Below are 21,664 nucleotides of genomic sequence, written 5' to 3'. Positions count from 1 at the left end.
GCCCGTGACAGGTTGTCGCGTCGCGTGGGTGAGCCCTAGTATCCAATGGCTTATGTCGTTTGGATCTAAGCTTATAACAAGGAAATGGAGTCTCCGTGATGAATCATCTGAGTCGCGTTGCGATCAGCAGCTTGCTGTTCGTAGCCTGGCCCTTGGCGCATGCTGCCGACGGTCAGGCGATCTTCAACAAAGGTGGCGCCAACCCGGCTGCAATGGCCTGCATGGGCTGCCACGGGCCTGACGGCAAGGGCATCGCTGCTGCCGGCTTTCCGCGCCTGGCGGGCCTGCCAGCGGGTTATCTGGCCAAGCAACTGCGCGATTTTCGCCAAGGCAGCCGCAAGCAGGCGGTGATGGAGCCCCTGGCCAAGGCGCTGGACGACGCTGAAATCGAAGCGGTCAGTAGCTACCTTGAGCAGTTGCCCAGCGATGCGGTGCCAGACCTGCGTCGCCAGCAGATAGCCACCGACCCGACCGCGCGCCTGGCCCTTTATGGCGACTGGAGCCGCCAGGTGCCCGGTTGTGTGCAATGCCACGGGCCGGGTGGCAGTGGCGTGGGCGAGCATTTCCCGCCTTTGGCCCACCAGCCTGCGGCGTACCTGGTTGCGCAGTTGCAGGCCTGGCGCGACGGTAGCCGTAGCAACGACCCCAATCAGCTGATGGTAGGCGTGGCCAAGGCGCTGAGCGAGAGCGAAATCCAGGCCGTGGCCAACTACTTTGCCCAGCCGGCAGCCCAGGAGGTCACGCCATGAAAGCTCTGTTGCCACTTTTGCTGATGTCTGCGGCCAGCGCCCAGGCCGCACCCGTTGTCATGCCCGACCAATCCCAGCTCAAGGTCCCCGGCGTGCAGGCTGTCCCGCAGTTCGTCCCGCCTGCCGAAAGCGCGATTCCCGACAATGCCTTCGGCCAGATGGTGCGCGAAGGCCATGCCCTGTTTGTCGACACGCGGCGGCTGATGCCGGATGCGGTGGGTAATGGCATGAACTGCAGCAATTGCCACCTCGACCAGGGGCGCATGGCGCATTCGGCGCCGCTGTGGGGCGCGTACCCTATGTACCCCGCCTATCGCAAGAAAAACGACAAGGTGAACACTTTCGCCGAGCGTATCCAGGGCTGCTTCCAGTTCAGCATGAACGGCCGCCCACCCGCAGCAGAAAGCCGCCAGATGACCGCCTTGAGCGTGTACTCATACTGGTTGTCGACCCAGGCACCCACTGGCGTCGAGATCGCCGGGCGCGGCTATCCCGAGGTCCCGCAGCCGGCTGCAGGCTATGATTTCAAGCGTGGCCAGCAGGTGTACAGCGAGCAGTGCGCTATTTGCCATGGCAAGGAAGGCGAGGGGCAGAAGGTGGCGGGCGAGTACGTGATGCCGCCGCTGTGGGGCAAGGACTCGTATAACTGGGGGGCGGGCATGCACCGCATCAACACGGCCGCGTCGTTCATCAAATACAACATGCCGCTTGGCCGGCCTGGCAGCCTGAGCGACCAGCAGGCTTGGGATGTGGCCGCCTGGATCAACCGCCATGAGCGCCCGCAGGATCCGCGCCTGGTGCAAGGCTCGATTGAAAAGACGCGGCTCAAGTTCCACGCCAATGATGGCGTCAACCTGTATGGGCAGAAGGTAGACGGAGTGCTGATCGGGCAGGGCAGCGGTAGCTGAAACAGGGGCTTTCAGCGCCCGGCGAAGGGCGCTGAAAGCCTGTTTTCAGATGCGCGAAGGGTCGCTTTGCAGCAGCCAGGCGCTGCTCTTGTCGGCCATTTGCTGCTCGAAGGTCGAAATGCCGCTTTGGCGGCGCGACTTGGCGTCGTTGTCCAGCAGGGTGGTGATCAGCGCAAGCTGGTCACGGGATTTGCGCTCTGACGCGGACGTGGTGTTGTCCGATTTCAGCACGCCTTCCTGGTAGACCCGAACGCGCTCGCTGCGGCTGGCTTGCTGCGTCGAGCTGGCTTCGGTCAGCGCGCCGTTGACCACCGAGGCCCGCGTGCTGCTGCTCGCTTCGTCGTTGACCTGATGGTAGCGGTAGTTCTGCGAGGCGTTGTCGCGGGACAACTGCAACCCCACCAGCGGGTTCAGGCTTGAGTGCCAGGACGCCTTGAGGCTCGATTGCTGCTCTTGTTGCAGCGAGAAGCTGTTGCCCTTGCCGTCCTTGCTGGTCGATTGCGACACGCTGTAGTCGAAGCGGTCAATCTCTTCGGGGCGCATCGGGTTGCTGGCCTTCACGGTTTCGCTGATCGAAGCCGTGAAGTCGGCCACGCCGCTCAGCAGCGACCGGCTGAGGGTGTTCATGGCTGAGCTGTGGCGGGCCGGGCGGGCGCTGTCGTCATCCACGCTGTTGAGCTGGCTGAAGGCGTCCTTGAACAACGTAGCGAGTTGCTCATCACCCTTGCCGCGCTGGCGGGCGGCATCGAACTGCGTCAGGTAATTGCCGATGGCGGCCTCACGCTGGGCCTTGCCGCCCAGCAGGGCGCCGCCTTTGCTGTCCAGTTCCAGCTGCACTTGGCCGCTTGGGCCTTGCAGGCTCAGGCTGCGGGTTGAACCGTTCAGGCGCAGGTCGAAGGTCTGCTGTTCGCCGCTGGCAAGTTCCAGCTTGGCGCTCATCTGCAGGCCGCTGAACAGGCTCTGGTCAACCTTGAGCAGGTCACCCAGTTGCAGGCTCGGCTTTTCCTGGTTCAGGCCATCGACTGCCTTTTGGAAACCGTCGGCCATGGCTGCCAGTGCCTTGAGCTCATCGTCGTTGAGCTCGCCATTGCTGACCGAGGCTTCGACCGCCAGGCCCTGTTCGCCGCTGTACAGGCCGATGTTCACCGTTGCGCCGGAGGCGGTCGTCAGGCTCAGGGTGACGCTGTTGCTGGCATGTTCGCGCAAGTTGGCGCGCTGCAGGTCAAGGATGCCGGGCTCGGTGGAGCCGTTGACGCCCACGGCCAGGGCCGATTGCGAAACCCGCTGGCCGCCATTGGCTGCCAGTTGCTCGATCAGCGACGCGCCCAGCCCTTGGAAGCGTGCACCGATGTTGGTGCTGGCGGCGCTGGTGAACATCTGCGTGCTGAGTTTGTCCTGCGCGCCCTCGTTTTCCCAGACCAGGCGCACCACCGGGGTGCCCAGGGTGCCTTTGGACGAATAGGTTTCGGCATTGGCGACGCGGGTGTCCTGGCCAAGGGTGACCTGGGTGGCCGGGGCGTCGGCAACGGCGCTGGCGGCCTGGCGCACGCTGGCGATCTGCAAAGGTGCAGGCGGGGTGTAAACGGGGGTGAACCGTAGCGCGGAGGTGACGGGGTTCATCATCGCTGTCCTTGCGTAAGTCATGAATACAGCCATGATATCGGCGTGGTGGCAGCGAACATGAGCGGCAGAATGAAATAACCCGCCATACAGGCGGGTTATTCGTTTTAGCGCACGCTGATCAGCGGCGGCGGAACAGCGGCAGCGGCTCGTCGGTGGCACCTTGGTAGGTCACCGAGAAATCCTTCAGGCTTTGCAGCGCGTCTTCCGGGTCCTTGTCGGCACGGATGGCGAATGCATCGAAGCCACAGCGGGCCATGAAGAACAGTTGGTCACGCAGCACATCGCCAATGGCGCGCAGCTCGCCTTTGAACTTGTAGCGGTCACGCAGCAGGCGCGCGTTGGAGTAACTGCGCCCGTCGGTAAAGGCCGGGAAGTTCAGGGCGATGACCTGGAAGTGCTGAACGTCTTCGCCGATTTCTTCGGCTTCTTCATCGCTGTCCAGCCAAATGCCCAGGCCGCCATCGCGGGCCTTGAGCACATGGGCGTGGTCGCGCCACATTTGCAGCGGGACGATGTAGTCGTCGCAGTTGGTCAGCTCGTCGAACGAGGTTTCCTTGGGCAGCAGGTGCCAGGTTTCGTCGACGATCTGGTTGTTCTTAATGATTCGCTGCATAGACGCGCTCCTTGAAGGGGTCGATGCCAATACGCTGGTAGGTGTCGATGAAACGCTCTTCCTCGGTACGTTGTTCAACGTACACCGCGATCAGCTTCTCGATCACATCGGCCATGGCGTCCTGGGCGAAGGACGGGCCGAGGATCTTGCCCAACGAGGCGTCGCGCGCGGCGTTACCGCCCAGCGAAACCTGGTAGAACTCCTCGCCCTTCTTGTCTACCCCGAGGATACCGATGTGGCCAACGTGGTGGTGGCCGCAGGCATTCATGCAACCCGAAATATTCAGGTCGATCTCACCGATATCGAACAGGTAGTCCAGGTCGTCGAAACGGCGCTGGATGGATTCTGCGATCGGGATCGACTTGGCGTTGGCCAGCGAGCAGTAGTCACCGCCTGGGCAGCAGATGATGTCGGTCAGCAGGCCGATGTTCGGCGTGGCAAAGCCGCTTTCACGCAGTTCCAGCCACAGCGCATGCAACTGGCGCTGCTCGACGTCGGCAAGGATGATGTTCTGCTCGTGGGAGGTGCGCAGGAAACCAAAGCTGTAGCGCTCGGCAAGGTCTGCTACCGCATCGAGCTGCTTGTCGGTCAGGTCGCCAGGGGCAACGCCGGTTGGCTTGAGCGACAGGGTTACAGCAACGTAGCCCGGGCGTTTGTGGGCGCGGGTGTTGCGCGAGCGCCAGCGGGCAAAGCCTGGGTTCTCGGCGTCCAAAGCGCTGTAATCGACGTTTTCCAGCGCCAGGTACTCGGGGTCGATGAAATGGCGCGATACGCGCTGCACTTCGGCCTCGGTCAGGGTGCTGCTGCCGCCGCGCAGGTGGACCATTTCGGCCTCGACCTTTTCGGCGAACACTTCAGGGGTAAGGGCCTTGACCAGGATCTTGATCCGCGCCTTGTACTTGTTGTCACGGCGCCCGTAACGGTTGTACACGCGCAGGATGGCGTCGAGGTAGCTAATCAGGTCCTGCCACGGCAGGAACTCGTTGATGAACGAGCCCACCACCGGGGTACGGCCCAGGCCGCCGCCGACCAGCACGCGGAAGCCCAGTTCGCCGGCCTCGTTGTACACCGGCTCCAGGCCGATATCGTGCACTTCGATGGCTGCGCGGTCTTGCTTCGAGCCATTGATGGCAATTTTGAACTTGCGCGGCAGGAAGGCGAATTCGGGGTGGAAAGTGGTCCATTGACGGACGATTTCACACCACGGGCGCGGGTCGATGATTTCGTCGGCCGCTACACCTGCGAACTGGTCGGTGGTGGTGTTGCGCAGGCAGTTGCCGCTGGTCTGGATGGCGTGCATCTGCACGGTGGCCAGTTCAGCGAGGATGTCCGGGACGTCCTCCAGTGCCGGCCAGTTGTACTGCACGTTCTGGCGGGTGGAGATGTGCGCGTAGCCCTTGTCGTAGTCGCGGGCGATCTTGGCCAGCGTGCGGACCTGGCGCGCGTTCAGCTGGCCGTAGGGCACGGCGACGCGCAGCATCGGGGCGAAGCGTTGGACATAAAGGCCGTTCTGCAGGCGCAGAGGGCGGAATTCTTCTTCGCTCAGCTCACCGGCCAGGTAGCGGCGGGTCTGATCACGAAACTGCTTGACGCGGTCCTCGATGATCCGCTGATCGTACTCGTCGTATACGTACATAAAAGTCCTGTCTCAGGCTGCATGCAGCTATTCGCGCGCACGGCCGCGCACTCCGGTTCGGAGCCGGGGAACGATAGCAGGTTGGGTTTATGCGCTAAAGTGATGTTTTTGCATATGAAAAGAACCAAACGGACTAAGTGAGACTGACTGCCATTTGTTCGTCGCGCCGCCGGACGGGTTTATACTGGTGCATTTGTTTCAAGGGGTGTTATCGCATGCTCAAGGCGCTGTGCCAAAGCTTGTGCCTGAGCCTGCCACTGGCAGCCAACGTGCACGCAGCTTCAGTAGTGTTTCTTAACCCAGGCTCCTCCAGTGAGGTGTTCTGGAGCAGCTACAGCCGTTTCATGCAGGCAGCCGCGCAGGACCTAGGCATGAGTCTGAAGGTTGAATACAGTGAGCGCAGCCCGGAACGGACGCTGTCCCAGGCCCGCGATATTCTGCAGGGGCCGAAGCGGCCGGACTATCTGGTGCTGGTCAACGAACAGTACATCGCCCCCGAGATAATCCGCTTGTCGCAGGGCACCGGGGTCAAGCTGTTTCTGGTCAACAACGGCCTGACGGCCAGCCAGGCTCGTAGCATTCAGGCCCAGCCGGGTAAGTACGCACAGGTGCTCGGCACCCTGACGGTCAACGACGAGCAGGCTGGTTACCAGATGCTGCGCGAGATGGTCGCCTTGTTGCCCAAAGGCAGCGGCCCTGTCGACCTGGTGGCGTTCGTCGGGGTCAAGACCACGCCAGCCTCGCTGTTGCGCGAGCAGGGCATGCGCCGCGCCCTTGCCGACTTCCCTCAGGTGCGCCTGCGCCAAGTGGTATACGGCGGCTGGAGTCGTGAGCGTGCCTACGAACAGGCAGGCATGCTTGTGCAGCGTTATCCCGACACCCGCCTGGTATGGTCGGCCAACGACGAAATGGCCTTCGGCGCCATGCGTGCTTTCGAAGAGGCCGGCCGCGTGCCTGGCCGGGACGTGGTGTTCAGCGCTGTCAACAGCTCGCCCGAAGCGCTGCGCGCGCGTATCGATGGCCGCCTGGGTGTGCTTATGGGCGGGCACTTCAGCCTTGGCGGCTGGGCCATGGTCATGCTGCATGATGATGCCCATGGTGTGAGCCTTGCCCGCGACGGGGTGCGCGAACATCAGGTGCCGGTGCTGCAATCGGTCGATGGCGCCAAGGCACAGCGCTGGCTGAAGTTGCTTGAGCAGAGTGACTACGGTATCGATTTCAAGCGCTACAGCGCCGAAGGCAGGCCGTCGGACTTCCGTTACCCGTTTCTTGCGTCACCCGTCGACTATTGAAAGACCCTGCTTGAGCAAAGGGCATTGCTGGACTTAACTGCTGCTGGTGAAGTGCATTCCCATAATCACTACAAGAGGCAATGCAATGGGTAACTTGACCAAGGTCCGCAAAGCAGACAGCAGTGTCGATGCCTGGGCGATTCTGTGCCTGATCGTGCTGGTGGTGGTCACCGCCGTGTACTGGGTCAGCCACCAGTAGCCAGTTGTGCAAACCGTGATACAGCAGGGCGCCTGCCAGAGCCATTCGGCAGGCGTTTTTGCCTGGGCGCTCAGCGCGCGGTCAGGTGCATGGCCAACTGGACCAGGCCGATCAGTACCAGAATGAACAACAGCGTGAAGACGGCGCCCATGGCGATGAAATGGCTGGCTTTGCCATGGGTAAAGTCGCGGGCGCGGTTCTTGCCGCTTTGCACGCCCAGTGCGGCGGCGAGGATGCTGTGCAACATTTGCCAGAAGGTGGGTGGTTTACCCTGAGGTTGGTCGTCCATGCCAGGCTCCTGATGATCAGAGGCAACCTGCACAGTGTAGGTGGTGTAGGACCGGTGAAGCGGACTTCACGCGGTCGGTGTAAGAGCATCGCGGTTGATTCAGGTGGATGCCGGCATTCAGGAAAACTCGAACGGCGCCAAGGCAAAGCCTTGTTCGTCCACCTGCAGCGCCCAGCCGCGGCGGTCCCAGTCACCCAGCACTATCCGCCGTGCTGGCTGGTCATTGACCACCAGCTTGTGAATTGCAGGGCGGTGGGTATGGCCGTGCACCAACGTGCGAACACCATGGGCGGCCATCACCTTGGGCACTTCCTCGGGCGTTACATCGACAATTTCGGTCGCCTTCATGCGCGTCTGTGCACGGCTTTCGCTGCGCAGCTTGCGCGCCAGCCGGCGGCGAGCAGCCAACGGCAGGTGGCGCAAAACCCACAGGGTTACCGGGTGACGCAGGTAGCGGCGCATCTTCATGTAGCCGACATCGCGGGTACATAACGTGTCGCCATGCATCAGCAAGACTGGCTCGCCGCCAAGCTGGACCACGCTGGGGTCGGCCAGCAGGGTGCAGCCAGCGGCCTGGCAAAAGGCCTTGCCGATCAGGAAATCGCGGTTGCCATGCATCAGGTACACCGCCGTGCCGCTATCGCTCAACCGGCGCAGGGCCTGGCAGATCGATTGCTGGAACGGCGTCATGGCATCGTCACCGATCCATGCCTCGAAGAAGTCGCCGAGAATGTACAGCGCCCTGGCGTGGCGGGCGCGGCCGTCGAGCAGATCAACAAACGCCCGGGTAATGTCCGGGCGCTCTTCTTGCAGGTGCAGATCGGAGATCAGCAGAATCACTCAATGATCTCGGCTTTCTCGATGATCACGTCTTCTTTAGGTACGTCCTGGTGGCCTGCTTTGGAACCGGTGGCGACCTTTTCGATAGCGTCGACCACTTCACGGCCTTCGATCACTTCGCCAAACACCGCATAGCCCCAGCCCTGGGTGTTCTTGCCGCTGTGGTTGAGGAAGTCGTTGTCGGAAGCATTGATGAAGAACTGGGCAGACGCGGAGTGCGGCTCCATGGTGCGGGCCATGGCGATGCTGTACTTGGTGTTTTTCAGGCCGTTGTCGGCTTCGTTCTGGATGCTGGCACGCTTGTCACGCTTTTCATTCATGCCAGGCTCGAAACCGCCGCCCTGGATCATGAAGCCCTTGATCACGCGGTGGAACACGGTGTTGCTGTAGTGGCCAGCTTCGACGTAGGCCAGGAAGTTGGCAACGGTGATCGGTGCTTTTTCGGCGTTCAGTTGCAGGACGATGTCGCCGTGGTTGGTGCTCAGTTTGACTTTGGACATGCTTAAGTTCGCTCTCAAGGCGTCGGAAATAGGGGGCGCCAGGCGCCGGGCGGCCATTCTGCCGGTTTCGACCCGCGCAGGCGACAAAATGCTGCTACAAATCACGTGAGATTGTACGTGCGCGGGTGTCAGCGGCTTGACTGCTTCGGCTATGATAGGCCCTTTGATTCAATCGGCCTACCCGGCCGGCTACCTGCATTCAAGGACCCTATGAGCAAGCCCACTGCCGAAAACGCGCCAAACGCCGCTGCCAAAGGCGCCCCCGCCGTCCCTGCAAACTTCCTGCGGCCGATCATCCAGGCCGACCTGGACTCGGGCAAGCACTCCAGCATCGTCACCCGCTTCCCGCCAGAGCCCAACGGCTATCTGCACATCGGCCACGCCAAGTCGATCTGCGTGAACTTCGGCCTGGCCAAAGAGTTCGGCGGTGTCTGCCACCTGCGTTTCGACGACACCAACCCGGCCAAGGAAGACCAGGAATACATCGACGCCATCCAGAGCGATGTGAAATGGCTGGGCTTCGACTGGGCCGGTGACGTGCGTTACGCCTCCGACTATTTCGACCAGTTGCACGACTGGGCAGTCGAGCTGATCAAGCGTGGCAAGGCCTATGTCTGCGACCTGACCCCTGATCAGGCCAAGGAATACCGCGGCAACCTCACCGAGCCTGGCAAGAACAGCCCGTTCCGCGAGCGCAGCGTCGAGGAAAACCTGGACCTGTTCGCCCGCATGAAAGCCGGCGAGTTCAAGGACGGTGAGCGCGTGCTGCGCGCCAAGATCGACATGGCGTCGCCGAACATGAACCTGCGCGACCCGATCCTGTACCGCATCCGCCACGCCCACCACCACCAGACCGGTGACAAGTGGTGCATCTACCCCAACTACGACTTCACCCACGGTCAGTCGGATGCCATCGAAGGCATCACCCACTCGATCTGCACCCTGGAGTTCGAAGGCCACCGCCCGTTGTACGACTGGTTCCTCGACAACCTGCCGGTCCCGGCGCACCCGCGCCAGTACGAGTTCAGCCGCCTGAACCTCAACTACACCATCACCTCCAAGCGCAAGCTCAAGCAATTGGTAGATGAAGGCCACGTGCAGGCGTGGGACGACCCGCGCATGTCGACCCTGTCGGGATTCCGCCGTCGTGGCTACACCCCGGCCTCGATCCGCAATTTCTGCGACATGGTCGGTACCAACCGCTCCGACGGTGTGGTCGACATGTCGATGCTCGAGTTCAGCATCCGTGACAACCTCGACCGCAGCGCCCCGCGCGCCATGTGCGTGCTGCGCCCGCTGAAAGTGGTCATCACCAACTACCCCGAAGGCCAGGTCGAGCAGCTTGAACTGCCGCGCCACCCGAAGGAAGACATGGGCGTGCGCGTGCTGCCGTTCGCGCGCGAGCTGTACATCGACCGCGACGACTTCATGGAAGAGCCGCCAAAGGGCTACAAGCGCCTGGAACCGGCCGGTGAAGTACGCCTGCGCGGCAGCTACGTGATCCGCGCCGACGAAGCCATCAAGGACGCCGACGGCAACATCGTCGAGCTGCGTTGCTCGTACGACCCGGACACCCTGGGCAAAAACCCTGAAGGCCGCAAGGTCAAGGGCGTGATCCACTGGGTGCCAGCGGCAGCCAGCGTAGAGTGCGAAGTGCGTTTGTACGACCGCCTGTTCCGCTCCGCCAACCCGGAAAAAACCGAAGACGGCGGCAGCTTCCTCGACAACATCAACCCCGATTCGCTGCAAGTGCTGACCGGCTGCCGTGCCGAGCCTTCGCTGGGCCAGGCGCAACCTGAAGACCGCTTCCAGTTCGAGCGTGAAGGCTACTTCTGCGCCGACCTGAAAGACAGCCAGCCGGGCCGCCCGGTGTTCAACCGCACTGTCACCCTGCGTGACTCCTGGGGCAGCTGAGGAAACACCGTGCTTAACATCTACAACACGCTGAGCAAGACCAAGGAACCCTTCAAGCCGCTCGATGGCAACAAGGTGCGCATGTATGTCTGCGGCATGACCGTGTACGACTACTGCCACCTCGGCCACGGCCGCAGCATGGTGGCCTTCGACCTGGTGACCCGCTGGCTGCGCAAGAGTGGCTACGACCTGACCTACGTGCGCAACATCACCGATATCGATGACAAAATCATCAATCGGGCCAACGAGAACGGCGAAGCGTTCGACGCACTGACCGCGCGCATGATCGATGCGATGCACGAAGACGAGCGTCGCCTGAACATCCTGCCGCCCGATCAGGAGCCGCGTGCCACCGACCATATCGCCGGCATGCACGCCATGATCCAGACCCTGATCGACAAGGGCTATGCCTACGCGCCAGGTAATGGTGACGTGTACTACCGGGTCGGCAAGTTCGTCGGCTACGGCAAGCTGTCGCGCAAGAAAATCGAAGACCTGCGCATCGGTGCGCGCATCGAGGTCGACGAGGCCAAGCAGGACCCACTGGATTTCGTGCTGTGGAAGGGCGTCAAGCCTGGCGAGCCGCACTGGCAATCGCCATGGGGCCCTGGCCGGCCGGGCTGGCACATCGAGTGCTCGGTGATGTCCACCTGCTGCCTGGGCGAGAGCTTCGACATTCATGGCGGTGGCAGCGACCTCGAGTTCCCGCACCACGAAAACGAGATCGCGCAAAGCGAGGCGGCCACTGGCAAGCAGTACGCAGCTTCGTGGATGCACTGCGGCATGATCCGGATCAACGGCGAGAAGATGTCCAAGTCGTTGAACAACTTCTTCACCATTCGTGACGTACTGGAGAAGTATCACCCGGAGGTAGTGCGTTACCTGCTGGTGGCCAGCCACTATCGCAGCGCTATCAACTACTCGGAAGACAGCCTGCGTGACGCCAAAGGCGCCCTGGAGCGCTTCTACCATGCGCTGCGTGGCCTGCCACGGGTCGCCGCACTAGGTGGCGAGGCCTATGTCGAGCGTTTTGCCGCAGCGATGAACGACGACTTCGGCACCCCTGAAGCCTGCGCCGTGCTGTTCGACCTGGTGCGCGAGATCAACCGCGTGCGCGAGAGCGATGCGCAGGCTGCTGCTGGCCTTGCCGGCCGTCTGCGTGAGCTGGGCGATGTGCTGGGCGTGTTGCAGCTGGATGCTGATGACTTCCTGCGTGCAGGGGCCGAGGGCAAGGTCGATGCTGCCGAGGTGGAGGCGCTGATCCAGGCGCGTCTGCAGGCGCGTGCCGACAAGAACTGGGCTGAGTCCGACCGCATCCGTGACCAGATCACTGCCATGGGCGTGGTGCTGGAAGACAGCAAAGGCGCGACTACCTGGCGCCTGGCTGACTAATCAGCACTTACGCGCCCCTGTAGGAGCGGCCTTGTGCCGCGAAAGGGCTGCGTAGCAGCCCCATGATTTTGTGTCAGACAGAGATCTTGGGGGCTGCTATGCAGCCCTTTCGCGACACAAGGCCGCTCCTACACGGGAGTTCGGCAGGGTCTACCTGCCGGCCCCACCCAGCGGGCAGTGCAGCACCAGTTTCGCGCCCCCCAGCTCACTGCTGCCCACCTCAAGCCCGAACCCGTGAAGGTCGACGATCGCCGCGACGATCGACAACCCCAGCCCGAACCCTGCATGGCGATGGCCCTCTTCACTGCGGTAAAAACGCTTGAGCACCGCCTCGCGCTCATCCACTGGAATCCCCGGCCCGCTGTCCTCGATGGCAATGTGCACTGCAGCCTCGTCCTGGCGTGCGGTCACACGCACCTGCCCACCTTCGGGGGTGAACTTGATCGCGTTGCCCACCAGGTTAGCCAGCGCTTCGAACAACAGTTCGCGGTCCCCATGCAGCTTGCTCAACTGTTCAGGCTGTACCAGCGCCAGGCGGATACCGCCGTCCTCGGCCAGCGGCAGGTAGAAGTCATGCAGTTCGGCCAGCAAGGCTTGTGGGTCTAGCTGCTGGAAACCTGCTCGACGGCGGCGGTCTTCCAGCTCGCTGATGCGCAGCAAGCCCCGAAAACGCGCCATCAGCGTGTCGGTTTCACTGATCGCCTGGTCCAGCGCCTCGCCTTCGGCAGAACCTGCCGGGCTTTGCTGGCGAATCCGGTACAACTGTGCACGCAGCCGCGTCAACGGGGTGCGCAGGTCGTGGGCAATGTTGTCGCACACGCCTTTGACCTCGTGCATCAGCCGCTCGATACGGTCGAGCATGGCGTTGACGATGGCCGCCAGCATGTCCAGTTCGTCGCGCCGGCTCGACAGCGGCAAGCGGTGGGTGAGGTCGCCAGCCACGATCAGGTCGGCCTGCGCCTGGATGGCGCGGATACGCTTGAGCGGGCGACGCCGCAGCAGGTACCAGCCGGCAAAACCCGGTATCAAGGTCAGCGAGATGCCCCACAGCAAGGCGTGCAGAATGATCCGCGTGACCACGAACAGCGAACCGTTGTCGCGCACCAGCACCAGCCAGCGGCCATCCTGGGCGCGGATCGCCACCGCGTCGCAGCTGTCGCGGGGCAGGTGAGGGTCATCGGCATCCAGGCAGCGCTTGAGTTCGTGAATCTTGCCGTCCAGGCCAAGCTCCGGTGGAATGCTGCGGATGCGCCCACCAATGGGGTTGAGCTGCGCGTCGAACAAACCGTAAGCGTCGAAGCTGCGCTCCTCGAAGGCCTGGCTTGCCACCAGGGCATCGTCCAGCTGCTTGCCGCTCATATGGGTGAACAGGTGCTGGCGTTGCAGCATTGAGTGGCGGGTGAGCTTGTTCAGGTAGCTGGACACCTCGAAGTACAGCACCCCCATGAGAATGCTGCTCCAGGCCACGAACAGAAAGCTGTACAGCGCCAGCAGGCGGCTGGTGGAGGAGCTCCAGCCTTTAGACGGGTTCGGCAATGGCATAGCCGGAACCCCGTACGGTACGGATCAGCGGGGTCTGGCCGGGGGAGTCGATCTTCTTGCGCAGGCGGCCGATGTGCACGTCAATCAGGTTTGTACCAGGGTCGAAGTGGTAACCCCAGACTTCCTCGAAGATCATCATGCGGGTGATTACCTGGCCGGAGTGGCGCATCAGGTATTCCAGCAGCTTGTATTCGGTGGGCAGCAGGTTCAGCGAGCTCTCGCCGCGCCGGGCTTCATGGCTGATCAGGTCCAGCTCGAGGTCGGCGACTTGCAGGCGGGTCTGGGTCATCGGTGTGCTGTTGCGGCGCAACAATACCTCGACGCGGGCAGCCATTTCGTCAGAGGCGAAGGGTTTGGTCAGGTAGTCATCGCCACCGGCGCGCAGGCCACGCACGCGCTCGTCGACGTCCGACAGTGCGCTGATCATCAGAATGGGCGTGGCGATTTTCAGGTTGCGCAGGGTGGTTACGATGGTCAGGCCATCGACTTCGGGCAGCATGCGGTCCAGGGTGATCAGGTCGTAACCCCCGGCGATGGCCTTGGCCAACCCCTCACGGCCATTGTCGGCCCAGTCCACATCCAGGCCGTGGCTGGTAAGTTCGGCGACGATTTCCTGGCCGGTGACGGCGTCGTCTTCAATGGTCAGTACGCGAGGCATGCTGGTTCCTGGGCGGCGGATTGAGGCTTGATTGTGCCAAAGAATAGCGGAGCTGCGATTTAAGAAAAATTCATCTGGGTCAAGGAACCTGGCTGAAACAAGCCGGGGCCGCAATGGCGGCCCCGGTATAGGTCAGGTCACGACCTGATAACACGGCACGTAGGCCGCACCGCCAGGCAGTTTCATCCGGTGCTGGTCGACGAATGCCTGCAGCAGCCGGCCGAGCGGGTCGAGGATCGCTGCGTCGCCGCGAATCTGGTATGGGCCGTGCTCTTCGATCAGGCGGATGCCTTTGTCCTTGACGTTGCCGGCAACAATGCCGGAGAACGCCCGGCGCAGGTTGGCCGCCAGTTCGTGGGGCGGCAGGTTGCGGCGCAGGGCCAGCGCGGCCATGTTTTCGTGGGTCGGATCGAACGGGTGCTGGAAGCCCTCGTCGATTTTCAACAGCCAGTTGAAGTGGAAGGCGTCGTTGCGCTCGCGGCGGAACTGCTTGACCTCCTTGAGGCCCTCGACCATGTGCCGGGCGACTTCTGCCGGGTCATCGATGATGATCTGGTAGTGGCGCTGTGCTTCTTCACCCAAGGTGGCGCCCACGAAGGCGTGCAGTTGCAGCAGGAAAGCCTCGGCGCTGCGCGGCCCGGTGAGGACGACCGGGAACGGCAGGTCGCGGTTGTCCGGGTGCATCAGGATGCCCAGCAGGTACAGGAACTCTTCGGCCGTGCCGGCGCCGCCTGGGAAGATGATGATGCCGTGGCCGACGCGCACGAACGCTTCAAGGCGCTTTTCGATGTCGGGCAAGATCACCAGTTCGTTGACGATGGGGTTCGGCGCTTCGGCGGCGATGATGCCGGGTTCGGTCAGGCCCAGGTAGCGGCTGCCATGCATGCGCTGCTTGGCGTGGGCGATGGTCGCGCCCTTCATCGGGCCTTTCATCACGCCGGGGCCGCAACCGGTGCAGATATCCAGTTTGCGCAGGCCCAATTCGTGGCCGACTTTCTTGGTGTACTGGTATTCCTCGCTGCTGATCGAGTGCCCACCCCAGCACACCACCACTTTGGGCTCCACGCCCGGGCGCAGGGTGCGTGCGTTGCGCAGCAGGTGGAAGACGTAGTCGGTGAGGCCTTGCGAGCTTTCCAGGTCGATGCGTTGGCTGGCCAGTTCGCTTTCGGTGTAGACGATGTCGCGCAGGGCGCTGAAGAGCATTTCGCGGGTGCTGGCGATCATCTCGCCATCAACGAAGGCATCGGCGGGGGCGTTGAGCAGTTCGAGGCGTACGCCGCGATCCTGTTGGTGGATGCGCACCTCGAAGTCCTTGTAGGCCTCGAGAATGGTCTTGGCGTTGTCGACATGGGCGCCGGTGTTGAGGATGGCCAGGGCGCACTGGCGAAACAGAGTGTAGAGGCTGCCAGTACCGACTTCGCTCAGTTGCTGGACTTCACGTTGCGACAGCGTCTCCAGGCTACCCTTGGGGCTGACCGAGGCGTTGATGACATTGCGTTGGGGCATCTAAGTCTTTCCTGTGCGGGTAAAACATCCTTCTTTGCCAACACCATACAAGCAAAAACGCGCGGCAACGAGGGGGCAACGGAAAAACGTCGGTGGGTTGGCGCAGGCCCACCATTTTTGTGCAGGCTTGTGCTGGCCTCATCGCAGGCTATCGCCAGCTCCACTGGAATTGAGCCAGGTACCACTATCGCAGATGACGCGGTCTCAGTGGGAGCTGGCGATAGCCTGCGATGAGGCCGGCACAAGCTTGCGCAAAACCCTGGCATCTCCCACCAGGCTCTCAGCAGCCCCGGCTCTCATTCCCCGAGCCGTTGCTCACGCGAAGGCGGGTAGCCGAAGTAGGCCGCATAGCACTTGCTGAAGTGCGACACCGAGACGAACCCGCAAGCCACCGCCACCTCCATCACTGATAGGTCCGAATACTGCAGCAGCCGCCGGCTCTTGGTAATGCGCAACTCCATGTAATAACGCCGCGGCGAGGTGCCCAGCTGGGCCTGGAACAAACGGTCGATCTGCCGCCGCGAGCGCCCGGAGTAGGCGGCAAGCTGGTCCAGGCTGAGGGTTTCTTCGAGGTTGTTTTCCATCAGCTCGACGATGGTACGCAAATGCAGGCTCATGGACTTTTTCGCCCCCGGCCCCACCTGGCGATACCGGGCGCCCGAGAACGAGAGGATTTCTTCGACCCCTTCGGCCAGCGCATCACCATGCAGGCGCCGCACCAGGCCGAGCATCAGCTCCATGGCGCCGTTGGGGCTGGCGGCGGTGAGGCGGTCGCGGTCGAGGGTGAAGCTGGCCGGGGTGATGCGTGTTTGCGGGCTGCACTCGGCAAGGCTTGCCCGTTGCTCGGGGTGCACGCTGCAGCCGTAGTCGGCGAGCACACCGGCGCGGCCCAGGAACCAGGCACCGTTCCACAGCCCGCCCAAGGTCATGCCGTGGCTGGCGCAGTCGGCCAGAAGACGGTCGAGGATCGGGTATTTCAGGGCCGTGCGCAGGCCGCCGCAGACCACCAGCAGATCGACGTCGCGCAGGCCCTGCGGGGCGAGCGGGGTGGCCACCAGCTCCAGGCCCAGGTCGCTGATGATGCGGTCGCCCGCCAGCGACAGCGGCGTGAAGGCAAAACTGTCCGCACGCAGCAGGTTGGCCGTTACCAGTACATCCATCGCTACAGTGAAACTGGCCATGGAAAAATGCTCCAGCAGCACGAAGTCGACGCGAAACGGGCGCTGGGCGCTGCCGTCGGTGTTCTTCAGGCGCAGCATGTTGCTGGTGCTGGTCTTCTTGCTGAACTGGCGTGGTGTTGGCACTGCGGACTCCGTTTCCTGGCTGGCGCGATGAGTGTGCGGCGCGGCGTCGGGAAAGACAACACTGGCCATGGCGGCACGCAAACCCCAGGCATTGGGCTATGCTGGCCGCCTTTCCAACCAGGATCCGCCGTCATGAAATATGTTGCCGCACTCGCGTTCAGCCTGCTGCCCCTGCTTGCCCACGCCGTAGAGCCTGGCCAGCGGCTGGCGCCGTGGACGCTGAATGATCAGTACGATCAGCCCTATTCCTTGAACGAAGAGGTGCGGGTACTGCTGGTGGCCCGCGACATGGACGGCGCCAAGCTGGTCAAGGCGGCACTGGCCGACGCGCCGAAAGGCTACCTGGAAGCGCGTAAAGCGGTGTTCGTTGCCGATATCCAGCGGATGCCCGCGATCATCAGCAAATTGTTCGCCGTGCCGGCCATGCGCGACTATAGCTACCGGGTGATGCTGGACCGCGAAGGCCACGTCGCCAGCCAGTATGCTGGCGCCGAGGGCAAGGTGCTGTGGTTGACCCTGGACAGGGGCAACCTGGTGCAGCAGCGCGAGTTCGCCGACCCTGCGCAGTTGAAGGCGGCACTTGAAGCGGCAACCCAGAAGTGACCCCCACCCCCCCCCCAGTGACGTTGTCCGCCATATCCGTTTGAACCCTTGGCCAGTGCAGCTACCCAAAGCTGTACATGCCAACGGGAGAATGCTCATGGAAATCGGAACGATCTGGTTCTTCGTCGCCCTTGTGGTGATCGCGCTTGAGGTATGGGCCATCTGGCACATCATCGGCAGCGACCGGCGCGCCGAGCGCAAGATGCTGTGGGTGGTGTTCGTGGTCTATGCACCGTTCCCCGGCTTGCTGTTCTGGGCCTGGCGCGGGCCAAAGGCGGTGAAGGGGCGGGCGGTGCTCGAAGAAAAGTAAGCAGGGCTTGACCTCGAGTTAACCCAAGGTTTGATACTCCGGCGCTCTATCTACCCTGACGGAGCGCCCGCATGACCAAACCAGCCGTTATTACCCTGTCCAACCCCGAGGGGCTTTACGACCCCAGCGCCAACGCCTATTCCCATGTTGCTGAAGTGCAGGCGGGCAGCCGCCTGTTATCGATTGCAGGGCAGGGCGGCGAAGATGCCCAAGGTACGCTTGCCCCCGAGTTTGCCGAGCAGGCCCGGCAGGCGCTGGTCAACCTGCAGACTGCTTTGGCATCCAAAGGCGCGGGCCTTGGCGACGTCTACAAACTGACGCTGCTGATCGTCGATCACAGTGAGGCGCGCCTGCAGCAATGGGTCGCTGCCGCCAGCCAACCCTGGGGTTCAGCCATGACGCCCACGTGCACCTTGATCCCGGTGCCGCGCCTTGCGCTCGATGGCATGCTGATCGAAATCGACGCCATGGCCGCCTTGCCAGCGCGCTGATCGGGCAACCCTTGGTGGGGGCGGGCCGCCCGGCTACAATCGCCCCCCGTTCACCTATCGAGCCCGCTATGCCAGCCCCCATCGAGCTGCTCAAGACCCACCCCGAGCAGGCGGACCTGATCCGCAACCTCTACCAGTTCTATGCCTATGAGTCGTCTGACTGGGAGCAGGAGGATGTCGAGGTAGACGGGCGCTTCTATATTCATGAGCCGCACCTGCAGCGTTACTGGCACTCGCCCGGCTGGGGCGCGCACTTGGTGCTGGTCGACGGGTTTATCGCAGGTTTCGTGCTGATAGAGGCCAGCGAGGTGCCCGGCATCAATGCGCTGGAGCTGGCTGACCTGTTCATCCTCAAGCGTTACCGCCGTCAGGGCATCGGCAGCGTCGTGGCGGGGCAGTTCCTCGCGGACACCCGCACCGCTTGGCTGCTGCGCTATCACGCACAAGACTCAGCCGCGGCAGGCTTTTGCCAGGCGCTGCTGGCAGGCCTTGCACGCGCCGTTGAAGAGGTTGCCCTGGATGACGAGCCGCAGCTGCGCAACTTTTTGGTCGGCGGCCTACGACATTAGTCGCAACGCAGGTTTTTTCGTGACCAAGCGCACAAAAACCGTCCGTCAACCGGCATAATGCCACCATCGTCAAGTACCGACCCGGACCGACACAGAGGGTAGGTAGCTTTTCCTTTTGGTGCTGTCTGCAGGTTCAGGTAACCCCCCATGTCGTTAGCTGCAAGCTCTGACGCGATGTACCGCCTATTGATCCAGAGCGTGGTGGATTACGCCATTTATCTGCTCACCCCTGATGGCCATGTTGCCAACTGGAACCCCGGGGCACAGCGCGCCAAGGGCTATACCGCCAATGAGATCGTCGGCCAGCACTACTCGTTGTTCTACAGCGAGGCAGAACGCGCGGCGGGGGTGCCTGCGCGCAACCTTGAGCAGGCGCGCAGCACCGGGCGCTTCGAAGAGCATGGCTGGCGCCTGCGCAAGGATGGCTCGGCGTTTCGCGCCCATGTGCTGATCGAGGCGGTGCGCGATGAAGCGGGGCAACTGGTGGGCTTTGCCAAGATCACCCGCGACTGCACCGAGCAGTACCGCGCGCAATTGGCCCAACGTGAGCAGGAGCGCCACTTCCGTCTGTTGGTGCAAGGGGTGCGCGACTACGCCATCTATATGCTCGACACCAAGGGCCACGTGGTCAACTGGAACGCTGGCGCCGAGCGCGCCAAGGGCTACTGCAGCGACGAGATCGTCGGCCAGCACTTCTCGGTGTTCTACACCCAGACCGACCGCGACGCCGGGCTACCCGCCCTGAGCCTTGCCACTGCACGCCTTGAAGGGCGGTTCCAGGCTGATGGCATTCGCCAGCGCAAGGACGGCTCGCATTTCTGGACCAGTGTGGTAATCGAGCCGATCCGCGACGAAGACAGCGGCCAGTTGATTGGCTACGCCAAGATCACCCGCGATATTTCCGAGCGCCGTCATCAGGAGCTTGAGCTGCTCAAGGCCAAGGAGCTTGCCGAGCAATACAGCCAGGAAATGACCACGCTGTCGCAGTTCCTCGACTCGGTCATCGCCAATATCCCGGCCAGCGTGATTGTGCAGGACCTGCAAAGCCGCGAGATCCTGCTGGCCAACCAGCAGGCCGAGCGCCTGTTCGGCGGCCAGGGCGTGAGCATGATCGGCAAATTGCCGGGCCAGGGCCTGCCGGCGGCCGCTGCCGACTACCTGCAACAACAGCTTGGCCGTGGTGCGCGCAGCACCAAGGGCTACAGCGCAGAAACCCGCGTCGATACCGCCGCCGGTGCGCGCACCTTGCGCAGCCGCGCCATGCTTTGCCAGAACCGCGAAGGGCAGGGCGACTACGTGCTGTTCGTCGCTGAGGATGCCACCGAAGAGCTGGCCGCCCACGCCCAGATTCACCACATGGCCCACCACGATGCGCTGACCGGCCTGCCCAACCGCACCCTGTTCCACGAGCGGCTCAAGCAGGCCTTGCTGCGTGGTGAAGACAGCGGCAGGCTGACCGCCGCGCTGTGCCTGGACCTGGATAACTTCAAGAATATCAACGACACCCTCGGCCACGCCTTTGGTGACAAGCTGCTGCGCGCCCTGGGCAAGCGCCTGCGCCGCGAGCTGCGCGAGCACGACACCCTGGCCAGGCTGGGTGGCGATGAGTTTGCCATCGTGCTCACCGGCCTTGAAAGCCGTGATGCTGCGCGCAACACCGCGCAGCGCCTGATCGCGGCCATCAGCCCGCCGTTTCGCATCGAAGGCCACCAGTTCACGGTGGGGGCAAGCATTGGCGTGGCCATCGCGCCCGGTGACCACGAACACGCCGAGCAATTGCTGGGCTACGCCGACATGGCCTTGTACGAGGCCAAGCGCAACGGGCGTAACCGCTTCGAATGTTTCCATGTGGAGCTCGATGTTGCCGCCCGTCAGCGGCGCCTGGTCGAGACCGACCTGCGCACCGCGCTGCACTTGGGCCAGTTGCAACTGCACTACCAGCCAGTGGTCGACCCGCAAAATAACGCGATCACCGGTTACGAAGCGCTGATGCGCTGGGAGCACCCGTCGCGCGGCATGATCATGCCTATGGACTTTATTCCGATCGCCGAAGAAACCGGGCTTATCCACGAACTTGGCACCCGCGCGCTCAACCTTGCCTGCCAGGAAGCAGCGGGTTGGGACTCCGATCAAACCGTCTCGGTGAACCTGTCGCCGGTGCAGTTCAAGAACGCCAACCTGATCGATATCGTCGCCTTGGCCCTGGCGGACTCCGGGCTGCCGGCCACACGCCTTGAGTTGGAAATCACCGAGTCCGTGCTGCTGGGCAATAGCGACGAAAACATCCGCATGCTGCGTGCCCTCAAAGACCTCGGCGTGGCGATTTCGCTGGACGACTTCGGCACCGGCTATTCGTCGCTGGGCTACCTGCGTTCGTTCCCGTTCGACCGGATCAAGATCGACAAGTCGTTCGTCCACGACATGTGCGACAGCCGCGAGGCGATGTCGATCATCCGCGCCATCACCGAGCTGTCCAACAGCCTGATGATCAAGACCACCGCCGAGGGCGTGGAGTCGCCAGAGCAGATGGAGCGGCTGATGGCCGAAGGCTGTTCCAACTTCCAGGGCTACCTGTATGGCCGCCCGGTGCCAGCCAGCGAACGGCTCAAACAGGTCGGGCCGTTGGGCGAATGAGTGGGGCGGTGGCACTTGCGGGTGTAAAAGTGGTCGATAAGCGCACAAAATGAACCACCCGGAACATTGTCCCGGTGTGGCGCAATGTTCAA

The 21,664-nt window shown here is 62.8% G+C and carries 20 protein-coding genes; 10 read left to right on the top strand and 10 right to left on the bottom strand.

Features of this window, described 5'->3' with window-relative positions; all coding sequences use genetic code 11:
* Positions 1–98 precede the first annotated feature (98 nt).
* Positions 99–749: a c-type cytochrome gene (locus tag HU720_RS06935; protein ID WP_186518487.1), complete on the top strand. Its 651-nt coding sequence runs from the start codon at positions 99–101 to the stop codon at positions 747–749.
* A complete protein-coding gene (locus HU720_RS06930) occupies positions 746–1,657 on the top strand; it encodes a c-type cytochrome (protein ID WP_186518485.1) in 912 nt (303 codons plus the stop codon). The genes HU720_RS06935 and HU720_RS06930 overlap by 4 nt, the downstream gene beginning before the upstream one ends.
* A gap of 45 nt (positions 1,658–1,702) precedes the next feature.
* Here HU720_RS06930 and HU720_RS06925 read toward each other — a convergent pair whose 3' ends face one another.
* The 3 genes from HU720_RS06925 to HU720_RS06915 form a co-directional block, all read right to left on the bottom strand.
* Positions 1,703–3,277: a hypothetical protein gene (locus tag HU720_RS06925; protein WP_186518483.1), complete on the bottom strand. Its 1,575-nt coding sequence runs from the start codon at positions 3,275–3,277 to the stop codon at positions 1,703–1,705.
* Between the two features lie 121 nt (positions 3,278–3,398).
* Positions 3,399–3,893: a DUF934 domain-containing protein gene (locus HU720_RS06920; protein WP_186518481.1), complete on the bottom strand. Its 495-nt coding sequence runs from the start codon at positions 3,891–3,893 to the stop codon at positions 3,399–3,401.
* Positions 3,877–5,529 carry a nitrite/sulfite reductase gene (locus HU720_RS06915; RefSeq protein ID WP_186518479.1) on the bottom strand — a complete coding sequence of 551 codons (1,653 nt, stop codon included), beginning with the start codon at positions 5,527–5,529 and terminating at the stop codon, positions 3,877–3,879. The genes HU720_RS06920 and HU720_RS06915 overlap by 17 nt, the downstream gene beginning before the upstream one ends.
* Before the next feature lie 215 nt (positions 5,530–5,744).
* On the opposite strand from HU720_RS06915, the gene HU720_RS06910 reads away from it, so the two are divergent.
* Positions 5,745–6,821, top strand: coding sequence for an ABC transporter substrate-binding protein (locus HU720_RS06910; RefSeq protein WP_186518477.1), 1,077 nt, complete (start codon positions 5,745–5,747; stop codon positions 6,819–6,821).
* Positions 6,822–7,090: 269 nt separating this feature from the next.
* Here HU720_RS06910 and HU720_RS06905 read toward each other — a convergent pair whose 3' ends face one another.
* The 3 genes from HU720_RS06905 to HU720_RS06895 all read right to left on the bottom strand — a co-directional run bounded on the left by HU720_RS06905 (position 7,091) and on the right by HU720_RS06895 (position 8,649).
* Positions 7,091–7,309 carry a DUF2970 domain-containing protein gene (locus tag HU720_RS06905; protein WP_186518475.1) on the bottom strand — a complete coding sequence of 73 codons (219 nt, stop codon included), beginning with the start codon at positions 7,307–7,309 and terminating at the stop codon, positions 7,091–7,093.
* Positions 7,310–7,426: 117 nt separating this feature from the next.
* Positions 7,427–8,149 carry a UDP-2,3-diacylglucosamine diphosphatase gene (gene lpxH / locus HU720_RS06900; protein WP_186518472.1) on the bottom strand — a complete coding sequence of 241 codons (723 nt, stop codon included), beginning with the start codon at positions 8,147–8,149 and terminating at the stop codon, positions 7,427–7,429.
* Positions 8,146–8,649, bottom strand: a complete 504-nt coding sequence (locus HU720_RS06895) for a peptidylprolyl isomerase (protein ID WP_186518470.1) — start codon at positions 8,647–8,649, stop codon at positions 8,146–8,148. The genes lpxH and HU720_RS06895 overlap by 4 nt, the downstream gene beginning before the upstream one ends.
* Before the next feature lie 210 nt (positions 8,650–8,859).
* Here HU720_RS06895 and HU720_RS06890 point away from each other — a divergent pair, with 210 nt between their 5' ends.
* On the top strand, positions 8,860–10,563 hold the full coding sequence (locus tag HU720_RS06890) for a glutamine--tRNA ligase/YqeY domain fusion protein (protein WP_186518468.1): 1,704 nt from the start codon (positions 8,860–8,862) through the stop codon (positions 10,561–10,563).
* A 9-nt stretch (positions 10,564–10,572) separates the two neighbouring features.
* Entirely contained in the window at positions 10,573–11,955 is a 1,383-nt protein-coding gene (gene cysS, locus HU720_RS06885) for a cysteine--tRNA ligase (protein WP_186518466.1), read from the top strand.
* A 150-nt stretch (positions 11,956–12,105) separates the two neighbouring features.
* Here cysS and HU720_RS06880 read toward each other — a convergent pair whose 3' ends face one another.
* The 4 genes from HU720_RS06880 to HU720_RS06865 form a co-directional block, all read right to left on the bottom strand.
* Entirely contained in the window at positions 12,106–13,497 is a 1,392-nt protein-coding gene (locus HU720_RS06880) for a HAMP domain-containing sensor histidine kinase (protein ID WP_186518464.1), read from the bottom strand.
* On the bottom strand, positions 13,475–14,155 hold the full coding sequence (locus HU720_RS06875) for a response regulator transcription factor (RefSeq protein WP_186518462.1): 681 nt from the start codon (positions 14,153–14,155) through the stop codon (positions 13,475–13,477). The genes HU720_RS06880 and HU720_RS06875 overlap by 23 nt, the downstream gene beginning before the upstream one ends.
* A gap of 132 nt (positions 14,156–14,287) precedes the next feature.
* Complete coding sequence (gene ppnN / locus HU720_RS06870) at positions 14,288–15,661, bottom strand: nucleotide 5'-monophosphate nucleosidase PpnN (RefSeq protein WP_186518460.1); 1,374 nt, start codon at positions 15,659–15,661, stop codon at positions 14,288–14,290.
* A gap of 296 nt (positions 15,662–15,957) precedes the next feature.
* Complete coding sequence (locus HU720_RS06865; protein ID WP_186518457.1) at positions 15,958–16,965, bottom strand: GlxA family transcriptional regulator; 1,008 nt, start codon at positions 16,963–16,965, stop codon at positions 15,958–15,960.
* A 132-nt stretch (positions 16,966–17,097) separates the two neighbouring features.
* On the opposite strand from HU720_RS06865, the gene HU720_RS06860 reads away from it, so the two are divergent.
* The 5 genes from HU720_RS06860 (at position 17,098) to HU720_RS06840 (ending at position 21,572) form a co-directional block, all read left to right on the top strand.
* The gene (locus HU720_RS06860; protein ID WP_186518455.1) at positions 17,098–17,568 is read left to right on the top strand and encodes an FAD/FMN-containing dehydrogenase; all 471 of its coding nucleotides are present in this window, start codon (positions 17,098–17,100) and stop codon (positions 17,566–17,568) included.
* A 97-nt stretch (positions 17,569–17,665) separates the two neighbouring features.
* Complete coding sequence (locus HU720_RS06855; protein WP_186518453.1) at positions 17,666–17,878, top strand: PLD nuclease N-terminal domain-containing protein; 213 nt, start codon at positions 17,666–17,668, stop codon at positions 17,876–17,878.
* Between the two features lie 71 nt (positions 17,879–17,949).
* Complete coding sequence (locus HU720_RS06850) at positions 17,950–18,369, top strand: RidA family protein (protein WP_186518451.1); 420 nt, start codon at positions 17,950–17,952, stop codon at positions 18,367–18,369.
* 68 nt (positions 18,370–18,437) lie between these two features.
* Complete coding sequence (locus HU720_RS06845) at positions 18,438–18,938, top strand: GNAT family N-acetyltransferase (protein WP_186518449.1); 501 nt, start codon at positions 18,438–18,440, stop codon at positions 18,936–18,938.
* 147 nt (positions 18,939–19,085) lie between these two features.
* On the top strand, positions 19,086–21,572 hold the full coding sequence (locus HU720_RS06840) for a bifunctional diguanylate cyclase/phosphodiesterase (protein WP_186518447.1): 2,487 nt from the start codon (positions 19,086–19,088) through the stop codon (positions 21,570–21,572).
* The last annotated feature ends 92 nt before the right edge of the window (positions 21,573–21,664 follow it).

The sequence above is a fragment of the Pseudomonas sp. SWRI51 genome (genome assembly GCF_014268825.1).
GTDB lineage: Bacteria > Pseudomonadota > Gammaproteobacteria > Pseudomonadales > Pseudomonadaceae > Aquipseudomonas > Aquipseudomonas farsensis.
This window is presented reverse-complemented; position numbering and strand designations above follow the sequence as displayed.